The sequence below is a fragment of the Collimonas sp. genome (assembly GCF_039923675.1).
Taxonomy (GTDB): domain Bacteria; phylum Pseudomonadota; class Gammaproteobacteria; order Burkholderiales; family Burkholderiaceae_D; genus Collimonas.
Genome location: NZ_JBDTCG010000010.1, coordinates 13,790 through 40,203, shown reverse-complemented (window position 1 = coordinate 40,203; position 26,414 = coordinate 13,790). Strand labels below are relative to the sequence as shown.

The window sequence follows — 26,414 nt, the reverse complement described above, 5'->3', positions numbered from 1 at the left end:
AACGGCGTGCAATATTTCTGTGCTTTAATTTTGTACTTTATTTTTGTACCCCTTGCCGTATCTTCCCATGAGCGACCTGAAAATATATAACACGCTGGCGCGTGAGAAGCAGCCGTTTTCTCCGATTGAACCGGGCAAAGTCCGCATGTATGTATGCGGCATGACGGTGTACGACTATTGCCATCTTGGTCACGGCCGCGTCATGGTGGTGTTCGACATGGTGCAGCGCTGGCTGCGGCAATCGGGCTTTGACGTCACTTATGTGCGCAACATCACCGATATCGATGACAAGATCATCAAACGCGCGGTGGAAAACGGCGAGACCATTTCCCAGCTTACCGGTCGTTTTATCCAAGCGATGGATGAAGATGCGGCAGCGCTCGGTGTACAAAAACCGGACCATGAACCGCGCGCGACCGCATTTGTGCCGCAGATGCTGGCCCTGATCGAAAAGCTCGAGCACAAGGGCCTGGCTTATCAAGGCAGCGATGGCGATGTCAATTATTCGGTGCGCGATTTTGCCGGCTATGGCAAGTTATCCGGCAAGTCGCTTGACGACCTGCGGGCAGGCGAACGGGTTGATATTAACGTCGGCAAGCGCGATCCGCTTGATTTCGTTTTGTGGAAAGCAGCCAAGGCCAGCGAGCCGGAGGAAGTCAAGTGGACTTCACGCTGGGGGCAAGGGCGGCCGGGCTGGCACATAGAATGCTCTGCCATGGCGGAGCAATTGCTGGGCGAGCAGTTTGATATTCACGGCGGCGGCCAGGATTTGCAGTTTCCACATCATGAAAATGAGATCGCGCAGTCGGAAGGCGCGCATGGCCATCAGTTCGTCAATTACTGGATGCACAACGGCTTTGTCCGCATCGACAATGAAAAAATGTCCAAGTCGCTGGGAAATTTCTTCACGATTCGCGACGTCCTGAAAAAATATGATGCCGAAGTGGTGCGCTTTTTCATCCTGCGTGCACATTACCGCAGTCCTCTGAATTATGCCGATACCAATCTGGACGACGCCAAGCAAGGCTTGACTCGTCTGTACACGGCTTTGAAAGAAGTGCCGGCAGATGCTGCATCGTTGGATTGGGATGACGCCCACGCGCAGCGGCTGGCTGCCGCCATGAATGATGATTTCAACACGCCAATGGCCATTTCCGCTTTGTTCGACCTGGCCAATGAAGTGAATAAAAACAAATCTGCCGCCGCCGCACGTCAGTTGCAGCATCTGGCAGGCACGCTCGGCTTGTTGCAGCGCACGCCGGAAGATTTTTTGAAAGGCCGCGGCAATTTAATCGCGGGTAGTGAAATTGACGGAAATGGCGTTGCGCAAGCAGCGTTGTCGGAGCAAGATATCCTACTCAAAATTCAAGCTCGTCAAGCAGCAAAAATAGCCAAGGATTTTTCTACGGCAGACCAGATCCGCAAGGATTTGCTGGCCGATGGCGTCTTGCTGGAAGATAAGCCCGGCGGTCAAACCGAATGGCGAAGGGCGTAAACCTATGCAAAAAACGATAGCTGTCGACTCCAGTTTTTTTGTGCCTTCGTATTGGGAAGACGCCAAAGCCGAGTTGATGAAGCGTGACCGTATCATGCGTAAATTGATTCCGCAATTTGGCGATCTGCACCTGGTCGGGCGCGGCGAAGCGTTTACCACGCTGGCGCGTTCCGTGGTCGGCCAGCAGATTACGGTGAAGGCGGCAGAGTCGGTATGGCAGAAATTCCTGCTGGTCTGTCCCAAGACCACGCCGGCCCAGGTATTGAAAGCCGGCCCGGAGCAGCTCGCGGCTTGCGGTTTGTCCAAACGTAAAGCAGACTATATTCTGGATCTTGCCGATCATTTCAAGGCAAAACGGGTCGATGCCGAGCAGTGGCAAGAGATGGAAGATGAAGACGTCATCGCCGATCTGACGCAAATCCGTGGCATCGGACGCTGGACAGCGGAGATGTTTTTGATATTTAATTTGCTCCGGCCCAATATTTTGCCCTTGGACGACCCGGGGTTACTTAAAGGCATTAGTGTCAATTATTTTTCAGGCGAGCCGGTTTCGCGCAGCGATGCGCGTGAGGTATCGGCAAACTGGGAGCCTTGGCGTACCGTGGCGACATGGTATCTTTGGCGTAGTCTGGATCCGGTAACTACAGAACATCATGGCATTGTTGACTAGCCGGCAACTGATAAAAAGACGAGTTATGGCTAAGCTATAATTTATCCACGAGTTAGCTGGTAGTGAGTCGGCAGTGATGCTTTAATAAAGGAATAATATGAGTAAAACAACATTTCTGGGCTTTGAACAGCCGATCGCCGAGCTGGATGCCAAAATCGAAGAGCTGCGTTTCGTCCAGGATGATTCGGCCGTCGATATTTCGGAGGAAATCGATCGCCTGTCGAAAAAGAGCCAGCAACTGACCAAGGATATCTACGCAAAACTGACGCCTTGGCAGGTATCGCAGATTTCGCGTCATCCGCAACGTCCATACACCATGGACTACGTGAATGAAATGTTCACCGATTTTCATGAGCTGCACGGCGACCGTACCTATGCCGATGACCAGTCCATCGTCGGCGGCCTTGCCCGTTTCAACGGCCAGGCTTGCATGGTGATCGGCCACCAGAAGGGGCGCGACACCAAGGAGCGCGCATTGCGCAACTTCGGCATGCCGAAACCGGAAGGTTATCGCAAGGCTTTGCGTCTGATGAAAGTCGCGGAAAAATTCGGCCTGCCGATTTTCACCTTTGTCGATACCCCGGGCGCATTCCCCGGCATCGATGCGGAAGAGCGCGGCCAGTCGGAAGCTATCGGCCACAACCTGTACGCCATGGCGGAACTGAAAGTGCCGCTGATCGCCACCATCATCGGCGAAGGCGGCTCCGGCGGCGCGCTGGCGATTGCGGTCGGCGATGCGGTCCTGATGCTGCAATACGCGACCTATTCGGTGATTTCTCCGGAAGGCTGTGCGTCGATTTTGTGGAAAACCGCCGAGCGCGCATCTGATGCCGCCGATGCGCTGGGCTTGACCGCGCATCGCCTGAAAGCGATGGGCCTGATCGATAAGATCGTTAGCGAACCGCTGGGTGGCGCCCATCGCGATCCGAAACAGATGGCGTCGTTGCTGAAGCGCGCGCTGGCTGATACCTTGCGCCAGTTCCAGGGCGTCAAGACCAAGGATTTGCTGAATGCCCGCCATGAAAAACTGATGAGCTACGGTAAATTCAAGGAAGTGCTGGCTGCTGAATAATTGTCGTGTCGAATAATCTCCATGCACCAAGTATCTACGCGTACTTAGAAAATACCCTGGCGGCGCTAGCGGTTACGTTGCCTGCCAGTGGTTCGCAAGTTCCTGCAAGATTGGCGATCGCCTATAGCGGTGGCCTGGATTCCAGCGTCCTGCTGCATGCGGCCGTACGTTACGCTGTTGCGCATGGCGTCAAGCTGGTGGCCTTGCATATCCATCACGGCATCAGTCCCAATGCGGATCAATGGCAAGCCCATTGCGCCGAGGCTTGCGCACGGCTGGATATCGAATTCCATACGCAGCGGATTGCGTTAAGCAACAGCGATAAAAGCGGCGTGGAAGAAGCCGCCCGCATCAGCCGTTACGCGGCGCTGGGCGCTTTGTGCCGCCAGCATCAAGTCCCGCTGCTGTTGACCGCCCATCATCTGGACGACCAAGCTGAAACCGTATTGCTGCAATTGTTGCGCGGCTCCGGTGCGGCCGGTTTGTCCGGCATGGATAGCTGGAATACTGCGCCGACCTTGCTTGGCGACGCCACCTTGCTGATGGTGCGCCCGCTGCTGAAGGTATCGCGCGCCGCCATGGAAGAGTATGCGGCTGCTCAACAGTTGGCGTATGTCGAAGACGAATCGAATCACGATCCGCGCTATGCCCGCAACGCCTTGCGGCAACAGGTGATGCCAGTGCTGGCGCAATATTTTCCAGGTTTTCAGGAGCGCTTCTCGCGCAGTGCCGGCCACATGCAGACCACGCAAAAATTGCTGGTCGGGCTGGCAGCGCAAGACATGGCGCTTTGCGCCGATGGCGCCTGCCTGGATATGGGCCGTCTGCGCCAGCTGAATCCGGAACGCATCGATAATCTGCTGCGCTACTGGTTCGGCCTGCATCATCTGCGGATGCCTTCCAGCGCCTGGCTGAGTGAAATGCGCCAGCAATTGCTGGAGGCGAAAGCCGACGCCCAATTGTGCGTGACCCATCCCGACTGCCATATCCGGCGTCATCGCAACCGTGTATTCCTGACGCCGCGCGACGATGTCGACCGCTCTGAAATCGAGCCGCAGGATTTTCGCTGGAACGGTGAAACTGCAATTGCTTTCCCTGAATTCGGCGGCGTCATGTATTTCGAGCCGGCGGAGCAGGGCCTAGCCGCCGACTGGCTGCGTGGACAGGCCTTGCAAATTCAATATCGCGCCGGCGGCGAAAAGCTCAAGCTGGCGTTCAACCGGCCCACCAAGGCCTTGAAATATCATTACCAGGCCTTCGACGTGCCGCCCTGGGAGCGCGAACAGTTGCCCCTGGTGCGGAGCGGCAAGCAAATCGTGTTTGCCTCCGGCATCGGCTTCGACTGTCATGTACTGGCAACTGAGCCCGGTCCGCACATCGGTTTGCGCTGGGAATCGGATATATTGCCCTTGAGTCAATATATTTGATTCGGCGCATAGGCGTTATCTGGGTTTCTTGCCGGTCATGCACTTGTCATAATGGGCAGTTGCGGGTACATTAAAGGGTTGATTTTTTATTTTTTGCACTACGTCCGCTTCTAGCACCCACCAAAAAATCCCTATGGCATTAATCGTTCACAAATACGGCGGCACTTCGATGGGCTCGACCGAGCGCATCAAGAATGTCGCCAAGCGCGTCGCCAAATGGCATGACGCCGGCCACCAAATCGTCGTGGTGCCCTCCGCGATGTCCGGTGAAACCAACCGCCTCCTGGGCCTGGCAAAGGAAATTAGCGCCCAGCCCGATCCGCGTGAACTTGACATGCTGGCCTCCACCGGCGAACAGGCTTCGGTCGCTTTGCTGGCCATGGCGCTGCAAGCCATCGGCAAGCAGGCGGTGTCCTACGCCGGCTGGCAAGTCGCGATCAAGACCGATTCGGCCCATTCCAAGGCGCGTATCCGGTCGATTGACGACACCAAGGTGCGACAGGATCTGGATGCAGGCAAAGTCGTGATCATCACCGGTTTCCAGGGCGTCGATGAAGCCGGTAATATCACCACGCTGGGACGCGGCGGTTCGGATACGTCGGCGGTGGCGGTTGCCGCGGCGCTGAAGGCTGCCGAGTGCCTGATCTACACCGACGTCGACGGCGTCTACACTACCGACCCGCGGGTGGTATCCGATGCGCGCCGCCTGAATACGGTGACGTTCGAAGAAATGCTGGAGATGGCATCGCTGGGCTCGAAAGTGCTGCAGATTCGTTCAGTCGAATTCGCGGGCAACTACAAGATGCCGACCCGCGTGCTGTCGTCGCTGACCGACCCATTAATGCCATTGGAAGAAGAAGCAATTTCCGGCACCCTGATTTCGTTTGAGGAAGATACCAAGATGGAACAAGCCACCATTACCGGCATCGCGTTTAATCGCGACGAGACCAAGATTACCGTGTTTGGCGTACCTGACCATCCCGGTATTGCGTACAAGATTCTCGGTGCTGTCGCCGACGCCAACATCGAAGTCGACATGATCATCCAGAACCAGTCGGTCGACGGCAAAACCGACTTCACGTTTACCGTGCCGCGCGGTGAATACGCCAAAGCGATGGATGTCCTCAACGAGAAGGTCAAGGCCAATATCGGCGCAGCCAGCATCACCGGCGACGCCAAGGTGTCCAAGGTGTCGGTGGTCGGCGTCGGCATGCGCAGCCATGTCGGCATCGCATCGCAAATGTTCCGCACCTTGTCGGAAGAGGGCATCAACATCCAGATGATCTCGACCTCTGAAATCAAGATCTCGGTCCTGATCGACGAAAAATACATGGAATTGGCCGTACGCGCCCTGCACAAGGCATTTGGTCTGGAGAGCGCTTAATCGCCCGAGCCTCTTAAAACCGTGCCGAGTGGTTTGAGATTAGGTCATGTCCTAGGTATTTAGAGGTTTTTAGAAATTTTTTCAAAAAAAACTGTTAATTTGGCATAGCGTTATTGACCGATGCCCTATGAAAAGTTATTATTCGTGTCCTTAACGCGGCGTTACTAAAAGCCGTTTAAGTCTGGAGGCGTGGCCGAGTGGTCGAAGGCACTTCCCTGCTAAGGAAGCATATGGGCTTAAACCTGTATCGTGGGTTCGACTCCCACCGCCTCCTCCAAGAACATGTTCTGGATGATTCCAGAATGTACAAAAAGCCGCTCCCAGCCTTGTGCCGGGGCGGTTTTTTTGTTTCTGGAGAGCTTTTCTTTGTTGTTTTATTACTTGCCTTGGCGAACCATGCTTCGTAAACTGGCTCTTACCAGCTGGTCAAGTCGTTTTCGCTAACCTTTGGCTAAGGGCCGGCGGATAAATTAAGGTTCCATGGCAAGTCATTCTTCCCCATCATCAAATACGGATAAATCCACCGCAAGCACGATTTCCGTCGCGGCGCAAAAAACCGGTTTCGGCTGGCGTTCCTGGGCGACCGTGCTGCTCGTGCTGATTCTCGGCGCGCTGGTTTTCAAATCCCTGCATGCATTGCTGGCCGATGTCCACTATCGCAGCATCGTCCATGCCGTCAGACACACCCCGCTGAACAATTTGTTGCTGGCGGTGCTGGCGACGGCGGTCAGTTATCTGTCGCTGGCCGGCTACGATGTGTCCAGTTTGCGCTACGTTGGCGCCAAGGTGAGCCGGACCACCATCGGCCTGACCTCGTTTATCGCTTATGCGCTGGGCAATACGGTCGGCCTCGGGGTCTTGACCGGCGGCACGGTGCGCATGCGGCTGTATACCGCGAGCGGCGTTGAAGCCTCGCAGGTGGCGCAGGCAATTGCCTTTAATGCGAGCGCATTCGGCCTCGGCATGAGTACCTTCGGCGCTCTGGGCCTGCTTTGGGGGGCGCCGCAGATCGAGGCTTTGGCGCATATTCCGAGCTGGCTGCTGCGTGGCCTGGCGACCTTGCTTCTGTTGGGCGTTGCGGGTTTCATCACCCTCTGCAAACTGCGCCGCAAGGTGCTGTTGTTCGGGCGCTGGAACCTGCGCTTGCCGGAAACGGGGCTGGCGTTGCGCCAGTTGCTGATTTCCGCCGTCGATTTGAGTGCGGCGGCAGCCACATTATGGTTCTTGCTGCCGAGCGGTGTCATCGATTTGCCGACCTTCGTCGCCTTTTATGCCATCGCCATGGCGCTTGGCGTGATCAGCCATGTCCCGGGTGGCGTCGGTGTGTTCGAAGCGGTGATCTTGCTGGCTTGCGCCAACCATGCGCCGACCAGCGATATCGCAGCGGCGCTGCTGCTATACCGCAGCATCTATTTCCTGCTGCCGTTGCTGCTGGCGACGATTCTGCTGGCCGCGATAGAAATGCGCGCCGGCGCCGGCGCACCTGTGGCGCGTGCGGCAGTGCGCCTGTCGCCGTGGTTGCTGACCGCGCTGACCCTGGTTACCGGCACCATGCTGCTGGTATCCGGTGTGACGCCGGCCACCCGCCATGCCGAAGAATTGCTGAGACTGCACGTGCCCTTGTTTGTGGTGGAAGCCTCGCACCTGATCGGCAGCGTTGCCGGGCTGGCAATGCTGTTCCTGGCGCGCGGCCTGTTGCACCGGCTTGATGCGGCTTGGTGGGCATCGCTGGTGCTGACCATCATTGCCGGCATATTGGCGCTGCCGAAGGGGATTGCAGTCAACGAGTTTATCGTGCTGTTCCTGCTGGCTTCGCTGCTGGTGATTTCGCGCAAACAATTCGACCGCCGCTCGTCGTTGTTTTCGCAAACCTTCGAACCCGGCTGGTTGATTGCAGTGGCTTGCGTGCTGGCCGCTTGCGGCTGGATCCTGCTGTTTGCTTATCGCGACATCGATTTTGCCGACCGCATGTGGTGGCAATTCGCTTTTGACGATTACGCGCCGCGCTCGATGCGAACCCTGATGGTGGTCGCGATCATCGCGCTGGGTCTCGGCTTGTGGCAGCTGTTTCGCCGTTCCACCGGCGTCGCCGAGCGTCCCGGCGAAGAGGAGTTACAGCGTGCCGCCGAGGTCTTGCGCAAACAGCCGTCAGCCGATGCCTGCCTGGCGTTGATGGGGGATAAAAGCCTGCTGTTTTCGGCGTCGGGTAATAGTTTCATCATGTTCGCCAAGCATAATCGCTCCTGGGTAGCGCTGTCCGATCCGGTCGGCGAGCAACAGGAATGGTCGGAGCTGATCTGGCGCTTTATCGAACTGGCGGATGGCTACGGCGGCAGGGCGGCATTCTATAAGGTGCGGCCGCAGTCCTTGCCGCTGTATCTGGATGCCGGTTTGCGCGTCTATAAGCTGGGCGAAGAAGCTTATGTGCCGCTGGATCAGTTCAGCCTGCAAGGACCGCGCCGCGCCAATCTGCGGCATGGCGTCAACCGTGCCGAGCGGGAAGGCTTGAGCTTCGAGATGCTCGCGCCGGAACAACTGCCGCCTCTGATGGCCGCGCTGAAGATCGTCTCGGATGCCTGGCTGGCCGATCAGGATACGCGCGAAAAAGGTTTTTCCCTTGGCGGCTTTGACGAAGCCTACATCTTGCGCCAGCCGGTCGCCGTGATCCGCCGCGAACAGAAAATCATCGCCTTCGCCAGCCTCATGTGTCCGGATGTGCTGCGGGTCGAAGCCGCCATCGACCTGATGCGGCAACTGCCGGACGCGCCGCCAGGCACCATGGATTTCCTGTTCTCCAAATTGATGTTGCATTTCAAGGAGCAGGGCTTCCAGCGTTTCGGCCTGGGCATGGCGCCGATGTCGGGCATGAAAGATCATCAGCTGGGTTCGCGCTGGCAGCGTTTCGGCCGCATCTTGTTCATGCACGGTGGCCGTTTTTATAATTTCCGCGGCCTGCGCAATTTCAAGGACAAGTTCGACCCGGTGTGGGAGGCGCGCTACCTGGTAAGCAAGGGCGGCCTGGCGCCGATTTTCACATTTACCGATACAGCGGCGCTGATCAGCGGCGGCCTAAAGGGAGCTGTCAGCAAATGAACTGGAAACTGCGGCGATGCGCGACGGCCTTGACGCTGAGCGTCACGCTATTGGGCGCTAACGGCGCGCGTGCCGAAGCATCTCATCAGCAATTGAGCCATGGCCGTTTCAAGACTATCGAGATCTACAAGCCAAGCGGCGCAGTCAACGGCGTCGTCCTGCTGTTATCCGGCGACACCGGCTGGAACCAGAACGCCGCCGATAAGGCCAAGGCGCTCGCGGCGCAGGGCGCCCTGGTGGCGGGAATCAGTACTCCGCAGTTATTTGCCAGCCTCGATGCCGATGGCGGCGATTGCGCATTTCCCGATGGCGACCTGGAAAATTTGAGCCGTTTCGTGCAAGCCTATGAGAAGGTGCCCGGCTATTTCCCGCCGTTGCTGGTCGGCGAAGGTTCCGGCGCCACCTTGGCTTACGCCATGCTGGCGCAAGCGCCGGCGGAAACCTTCGGCGGTGCCGTATCGCTGGGATTTTGCCCGACCCTGGCGTTACGCAAGCCACTCTGCAAAGGTGAGAATGTTCACTTCAAGGCACGCGCCAAAGGCGCCGGCGTTGATTTGCTGCCGGTCGCCAGGTTGCCGGCCGCATGGCGCGTGCTGCAGAATGCGCAGGCGCCGAATAGGGGACTGTGCAGCGCGGCCGTTACCCAGGCATTTGTCGCTAGCGTTGCCGGCGCCGGATTGATTAACGCCAGCGTCGCAGATAAAAATCAACTCGCGGCGCTGACCACGGCCTACGCCAGCCTTATCGCCAGGCAGCCGCTGACGGTGCAAGCGCCGCCGGCAGCTGTATCCGATCTGCCGATTGTTGAAGTCGCCGCAATTGCACAGCCTGGGCCGGCGCGCAATGCCGATACCATGGTCATCCTGATCAGCGGCGATGGCGGCTGGGCAGGCATCGATCGCGACGTCGCGGCGGCGTTCTCCAAATACGGCGTGCCGGTGGTCGGCATCGACTCCCTGCGCTATTTCTGGAGCGCCCGCACGCCGGCGTCGACCGCCAAGGATGTCGAGCGTCTGGCGCAATTCTATATGGCGCGCTGGAAGAAAACCAAGGTGATACTGGCCGGCTATTCACAAGGCGCGGATGTCTTGCCGTTTGTCGTCAACCGCTTGTCTCAGGCGACGCTGTCGTCGGTGCCTCTGGTGGCGATGATGGGGCTCGGTAAAAAAGCCGATTTTCAATTTCATATGACCAACTGGGTCAGTTCCAGCAACGACGGCTTGCCGATTCCGCCGGAAGTCGCCAGGCTGCCGGCCGGCCTCGCGATGTGTATCTACGGCAGTGAGGAGACAGACACTTCCTGCCCGGTTTTAGATGCGGGCCGGGTGAAATTGCTGAAGCTTACCGGCGGCCATCATTTTGACGGTAATTACGAGCGACTGGCCGGCATGATCCTTGATGCAGCGCGCAAATAGTTACCGTTAATATTTGTATGGTGAATATCAGGTATCACTACAATCAAGCAGACGCATATGCTGCAGTGCGATATAGTGGGTCTGTCTCCTCCAACACCTCATAAGGTTTGGATTCAAGCCCGCAACGAAAGTTAGCGGGCTTTTTTTTATCCCGCACTTCGCAAGCGGCGGCAGTGTGTTTGATTGGCTGCGCGTTATACCTAAAAACGCTTTATCTTCAACGATTAACCCGTATTTCCGGCAAACCGATACTCAAAAAAGTATCTGTCAGGCAAAAAAAATCATTGGCGAGCCTTTCGTTTCCGTCCTAGTATGGTGCGCGCCATCTCCTGAAAAACCCTTTATATGATTAAAAAAATAAGGCAGGGATGGCCGGGCTGCGCGCTTCAGAACAGCGAACTGCGCCGCACAAAAAATGCCGATAAATTAACGGAGACAAGTATGAAAATGACACGCAGAACGGTACTGAGCGCGGCCCTGAATTTGAGTTTGAGCCTGGGATTGGGATTCGGAATTGCTGCCAGCGCTTATGCCGACAAGCCCCTGGTCCTGGGATTTTCACAGGTTGGCGCTGAAAGCGAATGGCGCACCGCGAACACCGCCTCGATCAAGGATGCGGCAAAGCAGGCCGGCGTGACATTGAAATTCGCCGATGCTCAGCAAAAACAAGAAAACCAGGTGAAGGCAATCCGTTCGTTCATTGCGCAAAAAGTCGATGTCATCGCCTTTTCGCCGGTAGTCGAATCGGGCTGGGACACGGTGCTGGGCGAAGCGAAAGCCGCCAAAATCCCGGTCATCCTGACCGACCGTGCGGTCGACGCCAAGGACAAGTCGCTGTACGTGACATTCATCGGTTCCGATTTTGTTGAAGAAGGCCGCCGCGCCGGACGCTGGTTGCTAGAGCGCGCCAAGACCATGCCGGCCGGCGATATCAATATCGTCGAGTTGCAAGGCACCGTCGGTTCCGCGCCGGCGATCGATCGCAAGACCGGTTTCGCCGAAATCATCGCTGCCAATCCGAACCTGAAGATCGTCCGCTCGCAGTCCGGCGATTTCACCCGCGCCAAAGGCAAGGAAGTAATGGAAGCCTTCCTCAAGACCGACGGCAAGAAAATCAATGTGCTGTACGCGCATAACGACGACATGGCGATCGGCGCGATCCAGGCAATCGAAGAAGCCGGCCTGAAACCGGGCAAGGATATCCTGGTGATTTCGGTGGATGGCGTCAAAGGTGCATTTGAAGCAATGATGGCAGGCAAGATGAATGTGACGGTTGAGTGCAGCCCGTTGCTCGGACCGCAATTGATGAAAGTGGCCAAGCAGGTTGTCGCCGGCGAGACGGTGCCTAAGCGCATCACCACGGAAGAAAGCGTATTCCCGGCTGAAGTCGCCGCCAAGGAATTCCCGAACCGCAAATACTGATAGTGGATGCGGGCGGCGGCGCGAGTTTTTTTGCGCCGCCGTATTTGTCTGGATGGTGCGTCGGTAAATGCCGCCATCTTGCATGAGAAACCTGGGATCGCAAGCGCATGAATAAAACGGTAACAGACGCTGCCGGCTGGGCGTCAGACGGCGTCGCCCCGACTTTGGAACTCAGCGGCGTTTCTAAAACATTTGGCGGCGTCAAGGCGCTCAGCGATGTCGCTCTACGGCTTTACCCTGGCGAGGTGCACACGCTGATGGGCCAGAATGGCGCAGGCAAGTCGACGCTCATCAAGGTATTGACCGGGGTATACCAACCCGACCACGGCGAGATATTTTTACATGGCCGGCAGGTACAGCCGGCATCGACCCTGGAAGCGCAAAATCTCGGTATCAGCACGGTGTATCAGGAAGTCAATCTTTGCCCCAATCTGTCGGTGGCGGAGAATATCTTTATCGGCCGCTATCCGAAAAAATACGGATCGATCGACTGGAAGAGCATGCAGTTGCAAGCGCAACGCTTGCTGGACGACCTGCAAATCAGGATCGACGTCGCTGCGCCGCTGTCCAGGTATCCCTTGGCGATCCAGCAAATGGTAGCGATTTCGCGGGCGCTGTGCATTTCCGCCAAGGTGCTGATTCTCGATGAGCCCACCTCCAGTCTCGACGACGTCGAAGTCAAGCTGCTGTTCGATGTCTTGCGCAAACTGCGCGGACAGGGAATGGCGATCCTGTTCGTCACGCATTTCCTGGAGCAGACCTACGAAATTTCCGACCGCATCACGGTATTGCGCAATGGCGTGCGCGAAGGCGAATATCTGGCATCGGAGCTCAGCCGATTTGATCTGGTGAACAAGATGGTTGGCGTACAAGCGCAGCCCCACGTGGATTCGGCTGTCGTTAGTGGCTATGCTGAGTCAAGCGCCGCCGACAACCAGGATAGTCATCCAAGCGTGCTGCAAGCGCGCGGATTGGGGCGTAGCGGCGTGCTGGCGCCGCTGGACCTGGATCTGCGCGGCGGCGAAGTGTTCGGCCTGTGCGGTCTGCTTGGCTCGGGCCGCACCGAAGCCGCACGGCTGCTGTTTGGCGCCGACAAGGCCGACAGCGGTACGATCACGGTGAAAGGAAAAGTCGAGAAATTCCATTCGCCGCGCGATGCGATCGCCGCCGGCATCGGCTTTTGTTCTGAGGACCGGAAAAAGGAGGGCGCGATATTGGAGCTGTCGGTAAGGGAAAATATCATCCTGGCATTGCAGGCGCGCGCCGGCTTGCTGCGCGTGATCCCGCGCAAACGGCAACAGGCGCTGGCCAACGATTACATCAAATGGCTGGGGATCAAGACCCCGGATATCGAAACGCCGATCAGTTCGCTATCCGGCGGCAACCAGCAAAAAGCCTTGCTGGCGCGCTGGCTGGCCACCGATCCGGCAATGCTGATCCTGGACGAGCCGACACGGGGCATCGATGTCCGCGCCAAGCAGGAAATCATGGATCACGTGATTGCCTTGTGCCGCAAGGGCATGGCGATCCTGTTCATTTCTTCTGAAATTCCGGAAGTATTAAGGGTCAGCGACCGCATGCTGGTGCTGCGCGATCGTAAAGCCTGCGGCGAATACCGGCGCGGCGAGCTGGACGACGGTTCGGTGCTGCAGGTGATCGCAGGAGAGTGCGAGTGAGTATTCCATTGAACCCTGAAGCCATCAAAGAAGCCGGGCCGGCAGGCTATGCACCCTTTGGACAGTTATTGATGCTTTTACGGCACCCGTTGTTTCGGCCATTGGCCGCCCTGGCGCTGTTGCTGGCGGTGGATTTTTTCATGATCCCCGGCTTTTTCCGGTTGGAGTGGAAAGCCGGACATCTCTACGGCAGCCTGATCGATATCGTCAACCGCGCCGCGCCCTTGATCTTGACCGCGCTCGGCATGACTCTGGTGATCGCCACGCGCGGCATCGATATCTCGGTCGGTGCGGTGGTGGCGATTTCCGGCACCGTTGCCGCCTTGCTGATTGGCGGCACCATGCAGATGCACGGCGGTGTGCCGGAATATGTCAGCCGCATCCCGATGGTGTGGGCGATCGCGGCAGCGCTCGGCGCGGCCACCTTGTGCGGTATCTGGAACGGCTTCCTGGTCGCTACGCTCGGCTTGCAGCCGATTATCGCCACCTTGATCCTGATGGTCGGCGGCCGCGGGCTGGCGCAGTTACTGACCGATGGCCAGATCATCACCGTGTATTACAAGCCATTCTTTTACCTCGGCAGCGGCTATCTGTTCGGCTTGCCATTTTCCCTGTTTATCGCCATCGGGGTCTTTGTGGTGGTCGCGGTTCTCATGCGCAAGACCGCATTGGGTCTGTTCATCCAGGCGGTCGGCATCAATCCGGTGGCATCGCGGCTGGCCGGCATCCGCACCGCAGCGCTGATTTTTTTCGTGTACATGTTTTGCAGCGCCTGCGCCGGCGTTGCCGGGCTGATGATCAGTTCCAACATCAAAAGCGCGGACGCCAATAACGCCGGCCTGCTGATGGAGCTGGACGCGATCCTGGCGGTGACCTTGGGCGGCACCTCTTTAGGCGGCGGCAAGTTCAGTCTGGTCGGCAGCGTGATTGGCGCCCTGATCATCCAGGCGCTGACCTATACGATTTATTCGATGGGCGTGCCGCCGGAAGTCAATATGGTGGTGAAAGCGGTGGTGGTGTTTGCGGTTTGCCTGTCGCAATCGAAGGAATTCCGTCACTTGATGCCGCGCTTGTCTGGAGGCGCATCCAAGGCCCGATCCCTGGGTGGAAAAAAATCATGAAAACATTGCGCTCCTTGCTGGCCTCTCCGTATTTCACATCGCTGGTGACCGTCGCTTTGCTGGTCATCATGTTCGGCCTCGGCTCCATCGCTTATACCGGCTTTTTCTCCTTGCAGGTGGTGCTCAACCTGCTGATCGATAACGCCTTCCTGCTAGTGATTGCGATCGGTATGACCTTCGTGATCCTGTCCGGCGGCATCGATCTCTCGGTTGGTTCGGTGCTGGCGCTGACCACCATGGTCTCCGCTTATCTGCTGCAATCCTGGCACTGGCCGCCGTTGCTGGTGATAGCCTGTGTGCTATTGATCGGCAGCGGCTTCGGCGCAGCGATGGGCGCGCTGATTCATTTTTTCAAGCTGCAGGCGTTCATCGTCACTTTGGCCGGCATGTTCCTGGCGCGCGGACTGTGCTACCTGATCAGCATCAATTCCATCACCATCGACCAGCCTTTGTATGTGACGCTGTCGCAAGCGAGGATAGGGATCTTCGGCGCGTTCGTCTCGCCCAGTGTGGTAATCGCTGTGATGATGCTGGCGCTGGCGATCTATCTTGCGCACTACACCCGCTTCGGGCGCGCTGTCTACGCCGTCGGCGGCAATGAGCAATCGGCGTTGCTGATGGGCTTGCCGGTCGGCCGCACCAAGGTGATGGTATATGCATTCAGCGGCTTTTGCGCCGCGCTGGCAGGGGTCCTGTTCTCTTTCTACATGCTGTCAGGTTACGGCTTGCACGCGCAGGGCACCGAGCTGGATGCGATTGCGGCAGTGGTAATCGGCGGCACCTTGCTGACGGGAGGCTACGGTTACGTCGCCGGGACTCTGACCGGCGTGCTGATCCTCGGTCTGATCCAGACCTTGATTGCATTCGACGGCACGCTGAGTTCGTGGTGGACCAAGATCGTTATCGGCGTGCTGCTGTTTATCTTTTGCATGGCACAACGCTTGTTGTCGCTGGGCGCGCTCAAGAGCGGGTCCGCGCCAGCCGCAGCGGCTGGCTGACCGTCAGCCAGCAGAGCCATCTTGCCTGTTGCTCTCATCAATCGCCGAGCTTGAACGCATCCGCTTGCGCAATTCAAATTTCTGGATCTTGCCGGTCGAGGTTTTCGGCAGTGGTCCGAAATAGATTGCCTTAGGCGTCTTGAAGCCGGCCAGGATCGTTTTGCAGAAGGCGATCAAGGCTTCTTCGGTGAGCGTGCTGCCGTCTTTCAGCTCGACAAAGGCGCATGGCGTTTCGCCCCATTTTTCATCCGGTTTGGCCACCACGGCTGCGGCCAGCACATCGGGATGCCGGTACAACGCATCTTCGACTTCGACGCTGGAGATATTTTCGCCGCCGGAAATGATGATGTCCTTGCTGCGATCCTTGAGCTTGATGTAGCCGTTGGCATCGATCACCCCAAGGTCACCGGTGTGGAACCAGCCGCCGGCAAAGGCCTCGTGCGTCGCCTGCGGATTTTTCAGGTAGCCTTTCATGCAGATATTGCCGCGGAACATGATTTCGCCGATCTCTTCGCCATCGGCCGCGACCGGCTGCATGGTTTCCGGATTCAGCACCGCAATTGCGTTTTGCAAGTGATAGCGCACTCCCTGATGCGATTTTCGGTAGGCGCGCTCATCCGGCGCCAGCGCGCTCCATTCTTCCTGTTCCGCGCAGACCGAGGCCGGCCCGTACACTTCAGTCAGTCCATAGACGTGCACCAGGTCGAAGCCCATGGCCTCCATTTTTGTCAGCACCGCCGGTGGCGGCGGGGCGCCGGCAACCATGCCGCGCACCTTGTCTTGTATTCCTTGACGCCAGCTTTCAGGGGCGTTGGCCAGTGCGGCGTGGACAATCGGCGCGGCGCAATAATGGGTGATCCTGTGTTCCCGGATCAGGTCGAACACCAATTTCGGCTCGAACTTGCGCAGACAGACATTGACGCCGGCGCGCGCTGCAATCGTCCATGGAAAGCACCAGCCGTTGCAATGGAACATCGGCAAAGTCCAGAGATAGACGGCGTGTTTGGGCAAGTCCCATTCGAGGATGTTCGAGATAGCGTTCAGTGCGGCGCCGCGATGGTGATACACCACGCCTTTGGGATCGCCGGTGGTGCCGGACGTGTAGTTGAGGGCGATCGCGTTCCATTCGTCGCCGGGGAGTTGCCACTGGAAGCCGGGGTCGCCGCCGGCCAGCAGGCTTTCATAATCAGTATTACCGAATGCCGGATCGTCCGGGCCGAGGAGGTCGTTGACCGCCACTACATACAGACCGGGAATCTGTCGCGCCAGCTGCCGCGCCGCATCGGCGAATTCGCTATCGGCCAGTAGTACCTTGGCTTCGCCATGGCGCAGCATGAACGCCAGCGACGCCAGGTCGAGCCGGATATTCAGGGCGTTCAGCACCGCACCTGCCATTGGCACGCCGAAATGCGCTTCCACCATGGCAGGCGTATTTGGCAACATGACCGCCACGGTATCGCCGTTTTCTACGCCTAGCTTGCGCAAGCCGCTGGCCAGTCGGCAGGCGCGCTGATAGGTGTCGCGCCAGTTCTGGCGCAGAGGTCCATGCACGATCGCCAGGCGATTGCCGTATACTTCGGCGGCGCGCGCGATATAGTCAATCGGACTTAGTGGCGCAAAATTGGCGGCATTCTTGCCAAGTCCGTAATCGTAGTCAACCGTCATGATGCGTGTCTCCTGAGGAAATGAACATGCTCCCGTATGCATCGGGATGTATTTGGTCTAGCCTATCACTTGCAAGAAGATCGGTTTGTCGTTTCGATGACAGCTATTGGAGATTATTCAGATGAGCATCAGTGCCGGCCAATTGGCGATGCATGACTGGTTTGCCGCGCTTTCGCCTGCCCATCAGTCGCTGGTGCAGTCCGGTGCGGTATTGCAGCGTTTCGGCGCCGGCGCGTTCATTGCGCATCGCGGGCAGCCGTCGCAATATTGGATCGGCGTCCACAGTGGCTTGATCAAGCTCGCGGTGTATAGCGTCGAAGGCCGCGGCGCGACGTTTTCCGGGGTGCCGGAAGGTGGCTGGTGCGGCGAAGGCAGCGTCATCAAGTGCGAATTGCGCAGGTATGACGTGATTGCGGTAAGAGAATCCGATGTCATGCTGGTGCCGGCGGAGATTTTTCACGTGTTATTGGCTGAAAGCCTGCCCTTTACCGCCTTCGTGATTCGTCAGCTGAATGAGCGCATGGGCCAGTTTATCGCGATGATCCAGAACGAGCGACTGCTGGGCGTCGATGCCCAGGTGGCGCAAGCCATCGCACAGCTGTTCCATCCGATGCTGTATCCGCGTACTTCGGCGGTGCTCGAGTTGTCGCAGGAAGAAATCGGTTTGCTCACAGGTATATCGCGCCAGCGCGTGAACCAGGCGCTGCGCCACCTGGCCGATTTGCAGCTGATCAGCATTTCCTATCAATCGATTCGGGTTGTCGATTTGTCCAGTTTGCGTAATTACGGCTTATCGGAACTATGATTGTCCGCCAGCCAGCCATCCGGACAGCAGATAACCATGTCAGAGTGCTGAACGGACAGCTAGGCAAGCTTAGGCGATCACGATGTTGTTCGTCACATTGCGCACACCGGGAGTGCTCCAGGCGGAATGCTTGGCCAGATCGCGCTCCGCCAGGCTGTGGACGGTGCCGCTCAGGATCACATCCGTGCCATTGATTTCTACGGTGATGTCTGGCGCGTCAGCCTTGGCGCGCCGTTTCAATGCAGTTTCGATATCGGCTTCGACCGCGCTCAGGTCGACCCTTGGCCTGAGCGTGATCTGATTGCTGACTCCGGTAACGCCCAGCAGATGGTGCACGGCGATTTCTGCCGCCTCGCGCTGGTAATCCCAGGCGACGTCGCCCGAGAGCGTGATCCAGCCGCCTTCCACCTGCACTTTCACAAAATCTTTCGGCATATACGCCATCCATTGCAAGATGTTTTCTGCCGAGCGTGCAATGTCGACATCATTACGCTGGCTGGTTCCGGGCAGATTGACGTCGATTTCGACAGCCAGGCCCTTCACGCCGATGACGCGTTTGGCGGCGCGTTCGGCGCTCCATTTTTCCGAGTAGCTTCTGACATGGCCGGCCAGCGTGACGATCCCGTCTTCGACTTCAACGCCGATGCGGGCCGAGTTGACCGACGGTTCCCAGTCAAGTTCTGCAAGGACGTCCTGCTGCAATACTGTATCGGTCTTCATGGTTGCCTTTTGATAGGGTGAGTTGTCAATGATTGCCACTGTAGAAAGCGTGAATTTCTTCTGCCCAGGCCGGGTCAGCCATGTCCGGCCAATGATGGCGGTCGAAACCGGGAGCAAGTTTGAGGCGCTGCATGTCGACTTTCAGCACGAAGCGCCGGTTTTCAGTATCCAGCGTCAACGCTTCCCACGGCACCGCAAACAGTTTTTCTCCCACGCCGAAATAGCCGCCGAACGACAGCACCGCATAGGCGATTTTTCCGCTTTGCATGTTCAGCATGATTTCCGTGATGTCGCCCAGATCGTTGCCATGCTGATTGCAGACGTCATTGCCGATTATCGTATGCGCGCCCATCAACCCGGGACCGGCGCCGTGTCCGGGGGGCTTCTTGTACATGCCATAGATGTCGCGATCGTGATAATCCATGATGCGCCTTTATCAAAAAATCCGTTGTGATGTCATCCGCTCCGGTCAGCATGTGCGCATGCAGTGGCGCGGTCTGTTCGCTAGGACACATGCGCGCAGTGCAAAAATGTCGGCTGGCTGAAAGCGCCGCAGCCGGCTTCTGCGCTAAAAATTCACTAAGTGGGACACCCCACAGACGGCTGGCGTGACTGCGCACATTCTTTGCCACGTGAGTTTGCACATGATCGCATGGTCACAGTAGCAACCAAAGCTAGCCACCCAAAGCGGCAACGCACGTAATCACACAAACAGCATCACCAGGAGCAGTGCATGGCACTTCATCGACAAGAGGACGCACGTCCTTCGCTAGACGCAGATATCTACGGCACCCGGGCCGCCAATATCTCGGTCCCGAAATACCGCATGGCGGAAGGCGAGTTGCGGCCGGATGTGGCTTACGCGCTGGTGCGCGACGAGCTTTTCCTGGACGGCAACGCGCGCCAAAACCTGGCGACTTTCTGCCAGACCTGGCTCGACCCGGAAGTCCACCAACTGATGGACCTGTCGCTCGACAAGAACATGATCGACAAGGATGAATATCCCGCCACCGCAGAACTGGAGAGCCGCTGCGTGCATATCCTGGCGGATCTCTGGCATTCGCCCAAGGCCGCTGACACCATTGGCTGTTCGACCACCGGTTCGAGTGAAGCCTGCATGCTGGGCGGCCTGGCGTTGAAGTGGAAATGGCGTGAACGCATGCGCGCCGCCGGCAAGCCGACCGACCGCCCCAACATCGTGACCGGTCCGGTGCAGGTTTGCTGGCATAAATTCGCCCGCTATTTCGATGTCGAACTGCGCGAGATTCCGCTTGAGCGCGGACGCCTGGGAATGACGCCGGAAGAGGTCATGAAAAGAGTGGATGAAAATACCATCGGCGTCATGCCGACCTTCGGCGTTACCTTTACCTGCCACTACGAACCGGTGGCCGAGATTGCCGCCGCGCTTGATCGGCTGGCGGGCGACAAGCTGCTGGATATCCCGATGCATGTGGATGCGGCTTCGGGCGGCTTTACCGCACCGTTTTCCGAGCCGGACCTGATGTGGGATTTCCGTATTCCACGGGTACGTTCGATCAATGCGTCCGGTCACAAGTACGGACTGGCGCCGCTGGGAGTGGGCTGGGTGGTATGGCGCGACCGTAGCGACCTGCCGGAAGAGCTGATCTTCAACGTCAATTATCTGGGTGGCGACATGCCAACCTTTGCCTTGAATTTTTCGCGCCCGGCAGGCCAGATCATCTCGCAGTATTACTTGTTCCTGCGGCTCGGCCGCACCGGCTATCAGCGCATCGTCGAAAGCGGTTATGACACAGCCCGGTACATCGGCCGTGAAATTTCCAAGCTGGGTCCGTTTGAACTGTTCTTTGACGGTGATAGCCGCAAAGGCATTCCAGCGATCTCCTGGGTGATCAAAGAGGGCGCGCAGCCCGGTTATTCACTGTTCGACCTGTCGGACCGGCTACGGGTGCGCGGCTGGCAGGTTGCCGCTTACACCATGCCGCCTAATATCACTGAAGTGGTGGTGATGCGGGTCTTGATCCGGCATGGCTTTAGCCGCGACATGGCCGACATGTTGATGGAAGATACCCGGCGTTCGATCGACTATCTGCAGAAACATCCGCCGACCAGGCCGCAGAGCGCGGAAGAAGGCACTACCTTTACCCATAGCGGCGAGCCGATGAAGAAAGCGAGCACGCGATGAACTGGATCACGGCGACCTTGCAGGCGCACCCGGAAATCGCCATCTTGCTGGCGCTTGCGGTCGGCTACTATGTCGGCGGCAAGACCTTTAAAGGTTTTAGCTTGGGCGCGGTGACGGCGACACTGATCGCCGCGGTAGTGATCGGGCAGCTGGGGATTCACATTTCTCCCGATGTCAAATCAATCTTCTTCCTGATTTTCTTGTTCGCCGTGGGTTACGGGGTCGGACCGCAGTTTGTCCGCGGCATCGCCAAGGACGGTATTCCGCAAGCCTTGTTTGCAGTCGTGATGTGTCTGCTATCGCTGGGCGCTGCCTACTTGGCGGCGCGCCTGGCCGCCTATGACGTCGGTTATGCCGCCGGGCTGTTCGCCGGTTCGCAAACGCTGTCGGCCTCAATCGGCTTGGCCACCGACGCCATCAATCAGATCGGCCTGGCGCCGGCCAAGACCCAAGCCTTGCTGAATGCGATTCCGGTGGCGTATGCAGTCACCTATATCTTCGGTACGGTAGGCTCCGGTCTGATCTTGTCGATACTGGGGCCGCGTCTGCTGCGGGTCGACCTGGCGGCCGAATGCAAGGCTTACGAGTTGGCTATGGGCGGTACGCCGGCGGCCGGCGGCGAGGGCAGCGCCTGGCACCAGTATGAGACGCGTGCGTTCAAAGTGGCGGCCGGCAGCAAGCTGGCGGGCCTTACGGCGGCGGAAGGCGAGGCCTTGCTGGGTCCTGCGCAGGTATTCATCGAACGCTTGCGGCGCTCCGGCAAGATCGAAGAAGCGCGCGCCACCACTGTCATCCAGCCGGGCGATATCCTGGCGGTGGCAGGGCGGCGCGATGTGCTGGTCAACGTTATCGAGCATGCGGCGGAAGAGGTCGACGATGTTGAACTGTTGTCGATGCCGGTGGAGGGCGTCGATGTGTATGTCACCAGCCGCGAGGTGGATGGCAAGACCCTGGCGGTCCTGGCGCATGAAGTTGCGGCGCATGGCGTATTCCTGCGCAAGATCACGCGCGGCGCTACGGCTACCGATATTCCGGTGCTGGCGCAGACCCAGGTGCACCGCGGCGACATACTCACCATCACCGGCCGGGTCCAGGACACCACTGCCGCCGCCAAGGCCATGGGTTACGCCGACCGGCCCAGTACGGTCGCCGATGTCGCCTTCATTGCGGCAGGCATCACGGTGGGCGCCTTGTTTGGCGCGCTGACTTTCACCATCGGCTCGGTGCCGCTGACCTTGTCCACTGCCGGCGGTGCTTTGATCGCCGGGCTGGTCTGCGGCTGGCTGCGTTCGGTGCATCCGACCTTCGGCCGGATTCCGCCTGCCACGGTATGGTTCATGAATTCACTCGGTCTGAACGTGTTCATTGCGGTGATTGGTATTTCCGCCGGCCCCGGCTTTGTGGCGGGTTTGCAGCAGCTGGGCATCAGTCTGTTCTTGTGGGGTATTTTCGCTACCACCGTGCCGTTGATACTCGGGATCTACATCGGCAAGTACGTATTCCGCTTTCATCCGGCGCTGGTGCTCGGTTGTTGCGCCGGTGCACGGACAACCACGGCGGCATTGGGGATGGTGTGCGATGTCGGCAAAAGCCAGGTGCCGGCACTGGGCTATACCGTTACCTATGCAGTCGGCAATACCTTGTTGACGATCTGGGGGATGGTGATTGTGATGCTGCTCAGATGAGCGGAGATATGCGGGGAGCGGTGTGACGTTGAAGGGGAAGCAACAAGGCTGGCAACTGCCAGCCTTGTTGCCATCACGGCTAGCGTGAATGACCGCCGCCATGGCCACCGCCGCCGCGCGACGGAATCGATGGCATCGAATGCGATGCCGGCGCCGACCTGAACGCATGTTGGGGCGGCTGCCCGTTACGCCTGCCGAAGCCGTCGTTACGGTGGTCGCCGCCGCGGAACGGTCCGACGTTGTAGCCTGGGCCCCAGCCACCGTAGTTGCCGCCGTAGGGTTCATAGTAGTCAACGCCGATGCCGACACCGCTGTTGTAGCCACCGCCGTAGCCATAGCCGCCATCGCCGACGGCGCAACTGCAAGATATCGCAATCAGCAGGGCGGCCACTGGCAAGCGTAAGGTCAGGGAACTCATTTGCCCACCTCTTTATTGTCAGCTTCGGTCCATTCCAGCATGCCGAACGGCGCCCCTGAAGGATCGGCGACGACTGCCACCTTGCCGCCATGACGATCGATACGCGGCGCCACCAATACACTGCCGCCAAGCGCTACCAGTTTCTCGGTCGATTTGGCGACGTCGTCGACCCGTACATAGTTCAGCCAATGAGGGCTGGCATTTGGCAGTTTCGGCGGCAAGGTATTGGCGCTGGCGCGGGCAAAATCGTCGGTCGCCAGCATCAGATGCTGGGTGCCGGCCTCGCTGGAGGCGTCAAATACTTCGTAATCGAAAAGCGACTGATAGAAGGCCGCATCGGTGTCGGCATCCGTGGCGTGGAGCGAACTCCAGATCCATTCTCCTGGCGCCGCCAGGACATCGGGAGGGTCGCCGCTGCTGGAGGCCAGGATGGCGAACACAGCTCCCTGCGGATCGCTCAGCACAGCCTCGCGGCCACGATCGGGAATGCTATGCGGCTCGAACAATATTTTGCCACCATGTTGTACCGCTGTTTTTTCTACACCGTCGACATCGCGCACGGCGATAAAGCCCAGCCATATCGGTTGCCGCTGCTTACCCGGCGCCAGCTCTTTGTGCACCATGCCGGCGACGGGACGGCCATTCAGCGACGCCTCGGCATACTCAATGCCATCGGCGTGGATATCGCGAAACGTCCAGCCGAACAAGTTGGCATAAAAGCGTTTGGCGGCGGCCAGGTCCGGCGTGATGAGTTCAAAAAATATCAGCTTGCCGACATGATGCTCCTGGCTGGCAGGAACCGTCACCGGCGGCAATTGCAGGGGTGCGGCCGCCAGCGGCGCGACGATGGCGATGCTGAGCACCGTGGCGAGCAAACGCTTCCTCAAAAAATGCCGCGCCAGGGCGGATTGCATCATTCCCGCTCCTGCGTGGTTTGCGGTAATTGACGCAATCGAGTTTGAGCGGCGTCGTGGAACCAGGTCGGGTGTCATAGTTTCTCCTTGTCGAAGACTGGATGCGGACAGGGACACGATACGAATAATCGATATAGCTGTCTGTGCGCTAGGCCACCAGGATCGAAGTATGGCGGAAGCACTGTCCGGCTTGTGAACGGTATTGCCTCAATCGATTCTCAGATCGATGGAATCCTGGAATTCCGTTGTTGAAATATCACTTTTCGTAAAGTGCACGTCTGTTCGTTAGCGAACTAACAGAGCGCCAGTTTGCGCCCAGAATGCAATTGGCAATCAACGCTATGCCGCCCTGGATTTTTTTATGTACGCAGGATTTGATCTACATCAACCTTGTCGGGATTGGCGCTTGCCGGTCGCCAGCCTGTCCATATACTTGATTTGCAGATTGCCAATAGCCGCAGACGGCATCTGATTCACTGCATTTGATCGCTTGCATGCCTGATAGTTGTCAAATGCCCACGCGGTCTTTTTTTCGAGAAGCGCCATGTACAAGAAAATTCTACTCGCCATCGACGGCAGTCCGACTTCCGACAAAGTACTGACCGAGGTGGCCAATGTGGCAGCGCCAGGTGCGACGGTAAGAGTGATGTACGTGGTGGAAGATCCGATCAACAGTTTCCCCGGTTTCTATGGTGAATACTACGACGTCGGACTGGTGCGGGAGGCTTTGCTGGCAGAAGGCCGGAAATTGCTGGCGGAAGCCAAGATCCGCTTGCGCGCGCAGGGCTTCGATGTGCAAACCAGCCTGATCGATTTGCGGCAGCTGGGGGGCGACATTCCAGAGGCAATCAAGGCTGAATCCGATGCCTGGGGCGCCGACCTGACCATACTCGGCACTCACGGGCGTCGCGGAATGCGCCGCTTGCTGCTGGGCAGCGTAGCCGAGCATTTCGTGCGCATTTCAACAGGCCCGGTGCTGCTGGTTCGCTCAACTGAATTAGCAGTGGCGACGGCAGGCTGTAGCGCTACAGCCGGGCAATCTTTACCGCCGCTGGAAACGGACCATGCATGAAGCCTGCGAGATCAAACATCCTGACAATCAACGGTGGTTCGTCCAGCATCAAGTTCGCCTTGTTCGGACCGGACCAACCGTCGGCGCGACTGTTCGAGGGGCGGATTGAAGGGGTGGGATTGTCGCAGGGAAGTTTCATCGTCAAAGGCCGGCACCAGGCCGACAATTTTTCACGCAAGGTAGTTGTACCCGACCACGCCAGCGCAGTGAAGCTGTTGATGGACTGGATTACTGAGCGGGTTGAAGGCGGCAGCCTCGCCGCGGTGGCGCACCGGATCGTGCATGGCGGAGCGAAATACTGGCAGCCGCAGCGCATCACGCCTGAAATGATCGCCGATTTGCGCCAGCTCAGCCAGTTTGATCCCGAACATCTGCCGGAAGAGATTTTGCTGGCGGAGGCTTTTCATCACCGTTTTCCGGATCTGCCGCAAATCGCCTGTTTTGACACGGCTTTTCATCGCGACATGCCACGCCTGGCGCAGTTGCTGCCGATTCCAAGCCGCTACCAGGCCAAGGGCGCGCGCCGCTACGGCTTTCACGGTCTGTCTTGCGCTTATTTGATGAAAGCCCTGGAGCAAAAAGCAGGCCTCGCTGCGGCGCAAGGCCGGGTGCTCCTTGCGCACCTTGGCAATGGCGCCAGCGTGACGGCGGTGCGTGCAGGCAGCAGCGTGGATACCAGCATGGGGCTGACGCCTGCCAGCGGTCTGCCGATGGGCAGCCGGTCCGGCGACCTGGATCCCGGAATGGCATGGTATCTGGCCCGCACCGAACAGATGACTGCCTCCCAATTTCACCACATGGTGAATCACGAAGCCGGATTGCTGGGTATCTCTGAAACCAGTTCAGACATGCGCGAGTTGTTGCTGCATCAAGAGGAAGACGTGCGCGCTGCCGAAGCGGTGGCGCTGTTTTGCTATCAAGCCAGGAAATGGATTTGCGCGCTGGCGGGGGCCCTGGAAGGGCTTGATACGCTGGTCTTCGCCGGTGGCATCGGCGAAAACGCGGCAGAAATCCGTTCCCGCATATGCGCCGGTCTCGGCTTCATCGGCGTCGAGATTGATGAAGTCAAGAACCTGGAAAATGCCGCACTGATTTCAGCGCCGGCCAGCACTGTCTCGGTAAGGGTGATACCGACCGACGAAGAATCGATGATCGCCCGGGACGCATATCGTGTTTTAGGCCAGCATACCTGAAAGGA

At 58.3% G+C, this 26,414-nt stretch carries 21 protein-coding genes and 1 tRNA gene; 17 read left to right on the top strand and 5 right to left on the bottom strand.

The features are described 5' to 3' along the window. Positions 1 to 67: 67 nt before the first annotated feature. The 12 genes from cysS (at position 68) to yjfF (ending at position 15,773) form a co-directional block, all read left to right on the top strand. Positions 68 to 1,495, top strand: a complete 1,428-nt coding sequence (gene cysS / locus ABI171_RS01770; RefSeq protein WP_348090898.1) for a cysteine--tRNA ligase — start codon at positions 68 to 70, stop codon at positions 1,493 to 1,495. Positions 1,496 to 1,499: 4 nt separating this feature from the next. Next, positions 1,500 to 2,165 (top strand): DNA-3-methyladenine glycosylase, encoded by a 666-nt coding sequence (locus tag ABI171_RS01765; protein ID WP_348090897.1) that lies wholly within the window; start codon positions 1,500 to 1,502, stop codon positions 2,163 to 2,165. 97 nt (positions 2,166 to 2,262) lie between these two features. After that, positions 2,263 to 3,237: an acetyl-CoA carboxylase carboxyltransferase subunit alpha gene (locus ABI171_RS01760; RefSeq protein ID WP_348090896.1), complete on the top strand. Its 975-nt coding sequence runs from the start codon at positions 2,263 to 2,265 to the stop codon at positions 3,235 to 3,237. 56 nt (positions 3,238 to 3,293) lie between these two features. Beyond that, positions 3,294 to 4,664, top strand: a complete 1,371-nt coding sequence (gene tilS / locus ABI171_RS01755) for a tRNA lysidine(34) synthetase TilS (protein ID WP_348090951.1) — start codon at positions 3,294 to 3,296, stop codon at positions 4,662 to 4,664. A gap of 133 nt (positions 4,665 to 4,797) precedes the next feature. Beyond that, positions 4,798 to 6,048, top strand: a complete 1,251-nt coding sequence (locus tag ABI171_RS01750; RefSeq protein ID WP_348090895.1) for an aspartate kinase — start codon at positions 4,798 to 4,800, stop codon at positions 6,046 to 6,048. A gap of 183 nt (positions 6,049 to 6,231) precedes the next feature. Continuing rightward, positions 6,232 to 6,325, top strand: a tRNA-Ser gene (locus ABI171_RS01745). Positions 6,326 to 6,528: 203 nt separating this feature from the next. Continuing rightward, positions 6,529 to 9,141 carry a bifunctional lysylphosphatidylglycerol flippase/synthetase MprF gene (gene mprF / locus ABI171_RS01740; RefSeq protein WP_348090894.1) on the top strand — a complete coding sequence of 871 codons (2,613 nt, stop codon included), beginning with the start codon at positions 6,529 to 6,531 and terminating at the stop codon, positions 9,139 to 9,141. Continuing rightward, complete coding sequence (locus ABI171_RS01735; RefSeq protein ID WP_348090893.1) at positions 9,138 to 10,556, top strand: AcvB/VirJ family lysyl-phosphatidylglycerol hydrolase; 1,419 nt, start codon at positions 9,138 to 9,140, stop codon at positions 10,554 to 10,556. Before mprF ends, ABI171_RS01735 begins: the two co-directional genes overlap by 4 nt. 441 nt (positions 10,557 to 10,997) lie before the next feature. Continuing rightward, positions 10,998 to 11,978, top strand: coding sequence for an ABC transporter substrate-binding protein (locus ABI171_RS01730; RefSeq protein WP_348090892.1), 981 nt, complete (start codon positions 10,998 to 11,000; stop codon positions 11,976 to 11,978). Positions 11,979 to 12,085: 107 nt separating this feature from the next. Beyond that, positions 12,086 to 13,654 carry a sugar ABC transporter ATP-binding protein gene (locus ABI171_RS01725; protein ID WP_348090891.1) on the top strand — a complete coding sequence of 523 codons (1,569 nt, stop codon included), beginning with the start codon at positions 12,086 to 12,088 and terminating at the stop codon, positions 13,652 to 13,654. Positions 13,655 to 13,725: 71 nt separating this feature from the next. Next, positions 13,726 to 14,775, top strand: a complete 1,050-nt coding sequence (locus ABI171_RS01720) for an ABC transporter permease (protein ID WP_348090950.1) — start codon at positions 13,726 to 13,728, stop codon at positions 14,773 to 14,775. Next, entirely contained in the window at positions 14,772 to 15,773 is a 1,002-nt protein-coding gene (gene yjfF, locus ABI171_RS01715) for a galactofuranose ABC transporter, permease protein YjfF (protein ID WP_348090890.1), read from the top strand. The genes ABI171_RS01720 and yjfF overlap by 4 nt, the downstream gene beginning before the upstream one ends. A 3-nt stretch (positions 15,774 to 15,776) precedes the next feature. Here yjfF and ABI171_RS01710 read toward each other — a convergent pair whose 3' ends face one another. Continuing rightward, positions 15,777 to 17,438 carry an acyl-CoA synthetase gene (locus ABI171_RS01710; protein WP_348090889.1) on the bottom strand — a complete coding sequence of 554 codons (1,662 nt, stop codon included), beginning with the start codon at positions 17,436 to 17,438 and terminating at the stop codon, positions 15,777 to 15,779. A gap of 121 nt (positions 17,439 to 17,559) precedes the next feature. Between ABI171_RS01710 and ABI171_RS01705 the strand changes: the two genes are divergently transcribed. Continuing rightward, entirely contained in the window at positions 17,560 to 18,243 is a 684-nt protein-coding gene (locus tag ABI171_RS01705) for a Crp/Fnr family transcriptional regulator (RefSeq protein ID WP_348090888.1), read from the top strand. A 69-nt stretch (positions 18,244 to 18,312) separates the two neighbouring features. On the opposite strand, the gene ABI171_RS01700 is transcribed toward ABI171_RS01705, so the two are convergent. Then, a complete protein-coding gene (locus ABI171_RS01700) occupies positions 18,313 to 18,963 on the bottom strand; it encodes a BON domain-containing protein (RefSeq protein ID WP_348090887.1) in 651 nt (216 codons plus the stop codon). Between the two features lie 25 nt (positions 18,964 to 18,988). Further along, complete coding sequence (locus ABI171_RS01695) at positions 18,989 to 19,387, bottom strand: PRC-barrel domain-containing protein (RefSeq protein ID WP_348090886.1); 399 nt, start codon at positions 19,385 to 19,387, stop codon at positions 18,989 to 18,991. A gap of 309 nt (positions 19,388 to 19,696) precedes the next feature. Here ABI171_RS01695 and ABI171_RS01690 point away from each other — a divergent pair, with 309 nt between their 5' ends. After that, complete coding sequence (locus ABI171_RS01690) at positions 19,697 to 21,127, top strand: glutamate decarboxylase (RefSeq protein WP_348090885.1); 1,431 nt, start codon at positions 19,697 to 19,699, stop codon at positions 21,125 to 21,127. After that, positions 21,124 to 22,812 (top strand): aspartate-alanine antiporter, encoded by a 1,689-nt coding sequence (aspT, locus tag ABI171_RS01685; RefSeq protein ID WP_348090884.1) that lies wholly within the window; start codon positions 21,124 to 21,126, stop codon positions 22,810 to 22,812. Before ABI171_RS01690 ends, aspT begins: the two co-directional genes overlap by 4 nt. A gap of 79 nt (positions 22,813 to 22,891) precedes the next feature. On the opposite strand, the gene ABI171_RS01680 is transcribed toward aspT, so the two are convergent. Beyond that, entirely contained in the window at positions 22,892 to 23,230 is a 339-nt protein-coding gene (locus ABI171_RS01680) for a hypothetical protein (protein ID WP_348090883.1), read from the bottom strand. Then, positions 23,227 to 24,147 (bottom strand): VOC family protein, encoded by a 921-nt coding sequence (locus tag ABI171_RS01675; protein WP_348090882.1) that lies wholly within the window; start codon positions 24,145 to 24,147, stop codon positions 23,227 to 23,229. The genes ABI171_RS01680 and ABI171_RS01675 overlap by 4 nt, the downstream gene beginning before the upstream one ends. Positions 24,148 to 24,688: 541 nt before the next feature. Here ABI171_RS01675 and ABI171_RS01670 point away from each other — a divergent pair. Both ABI171_RS01670 and ABI171_RS01665 read left to right on the top strand, forming a co-directional pair. After that, positions 24,689 to 25,216 (top strand): universal stress protein, encoded by a 528-nt coding sequence (locus ABI171_RS01670; protein ID WP_348090881.1) that lies wholly within the window; start codon positions 24,689 to 24,691, stop codon positions 25,214 to 25,216. Further along, complete coding sequence (locus tag ABI171_RS01665; protein ID WP_348090880.1) at positions 25,213 to 26,409, top strand: acetate/propionate family kinase; 1,197 nt, start codon at positions 25,213 to 25,215, stop codon at positions 26,407 to 26,409. The genes ABI171_RS01670 and ABI171_RS01665 overlap by 4 nt, the downstream gene beginning before the upstream one ends. The last annotated feature ends 5 nt before the right edge of the window (positions 26,410 to 26,414 follow it).

Excerpts from the sequence above, each read along its gene's own strand:
- cysS (WP_348090898.1), top strand. The coding sequence starts at position 68 with ATGAGCGACCTGAAAATATATAACACGCTGGCGCGTGAGAAGCAGCCG.
- ABI171_RS01765 (WP_348090897.1), top strand. The coding sequence starts at position 1,500 with ATGCAAAAAACGATAGCTGTCGACTCCAGTTTTTTTGTGCCTTCGTAT.
- ABI171_RS01760 (WP_348090896.1), top strand. The coding sequence starts at position 2,263 with ATGAGTAAAACAACATTTCTGGGCTTTGAACAGCCGATCGCCGAGCTG.
- ABI171_RS01750 (WP_348090895.1), top strand. The coding sequence starts at position 4,798 with ATGGCATTAATCGTTCACAAATACGGCGGCACTTCGATGGGCTCGACC.
- mprF (WP_348090894.1), top strand. The coding sequence starts at position 6,529 with ATGGCAAGTCATTCTTCCCCATCATCAAATACGGATAAATCCACCGCA.
- ABI171_RS01735 (WP_348090893.1), top strand. The coding sequence starts at position 9,138 with ATGAACTGGAAACTGCGGCGATGCGCGACGGCCTTGACGCTGAGCGTC.
- ABI171_RS01730 (WP_348090892.1), top strand. The coding sequence starts at position 10,998 with ATGAAAATGACACGCAGAACGGTACTGAGCGCGGCCCTGAATTTGAGT.
- ABI171_RS01725 (WP_348090891.1), top strand. The coding sequence starts at position 12,086 with ATGAATAAAACGGTAACAGACGCTGCCGGCTGGGCGTCAGACGGCGTC.
- ABI171_RS01720 (WP_348090950.1), top strand. The coding sequence starts at position 13,726 with ATGCTTTTACGGCACCCGTTGTTTCGGCCATTGGCCGCCCTGGCGCTG.
- yjfF (WP_348090890.1), top strand. The coding sequence starts at position 14,772 with ATGAAAACATTGCGCTCCTTGCTGGCCTCTCCGTATTTCACATCGCTG.
- ABI171_RS01710 (WP_348090889.1), bottom strand. The coding sequence starts at position 17,438 with ATGACGGTTGACTACGATTACGGACTTGGCAAGAATGCCGCCAATTTT.
- ABI171_RS01705 (WP_348090888.1), top strand. The coding sequence starts at position 17,560 with ATGAGCATCAGTGCCGGCCAATTGGCGATGCATGACTGGTTTGCCGCG.
- ABI171_RS01700 (WP_348090887.1), bottom strand. The coding sequence starts at position 18,963 with ATGAAGACCGATACAGTATTGCAGCAGGACGTCCTTGCAGAACTTGAC.
- ABI171_RS01695 (WP_348090886.1), bottom strand. The coding sequence starts at position 19,387 with ATGGATTATCACGATCGCGACATCTATGGCATGTACAAGAAGCCCCCC.
- ABI171_RS01690 (WP_348090885.1), top strand. The coding sequence starts at position 19,697 with ATGGCACTTCATCGACAAGAGGACGCACGTCCTTCGCTAGACGCAGAT.
- aspT (WP_348090884.1), top strand. The coding sequence starts at position 21,124 with ATGAACTGGATCACGGCGACCTTGCAGGCGCACCCGGAAATCGCCATC.
- ABI171_RS01680 (WP_348090883.1), bottom strand. The coding sequence starts at position 23,230 with ATGAGTTCCCTGACCTTACGCTTGCCAGTGGCCGCCCTGCTGATTGCG.
- ABI171_RS01675 (WP_348090882.1), bottom strand. The coding sequence starts at position 24,147 with ATGATGCAATCCGCCCTGGCGCGGCATTTTTTGAGGAAGCGTTTGCTC.
- ABI171_RS01670 (WP_348090881.1), top strand. The coding sequence starts at position 24,689 with ATGTACAAGAAAATTCTACTCGCCATCGACGGCAGTCCGACTTCCGAC.
- ABI171_RS01665 (WP_348090880.1), top strand. The coding sequence starts at position 25,213 with ATGAAGCCTGCGAGATCAAACATCCTGACAATCAACGGTGGTTCGTCC.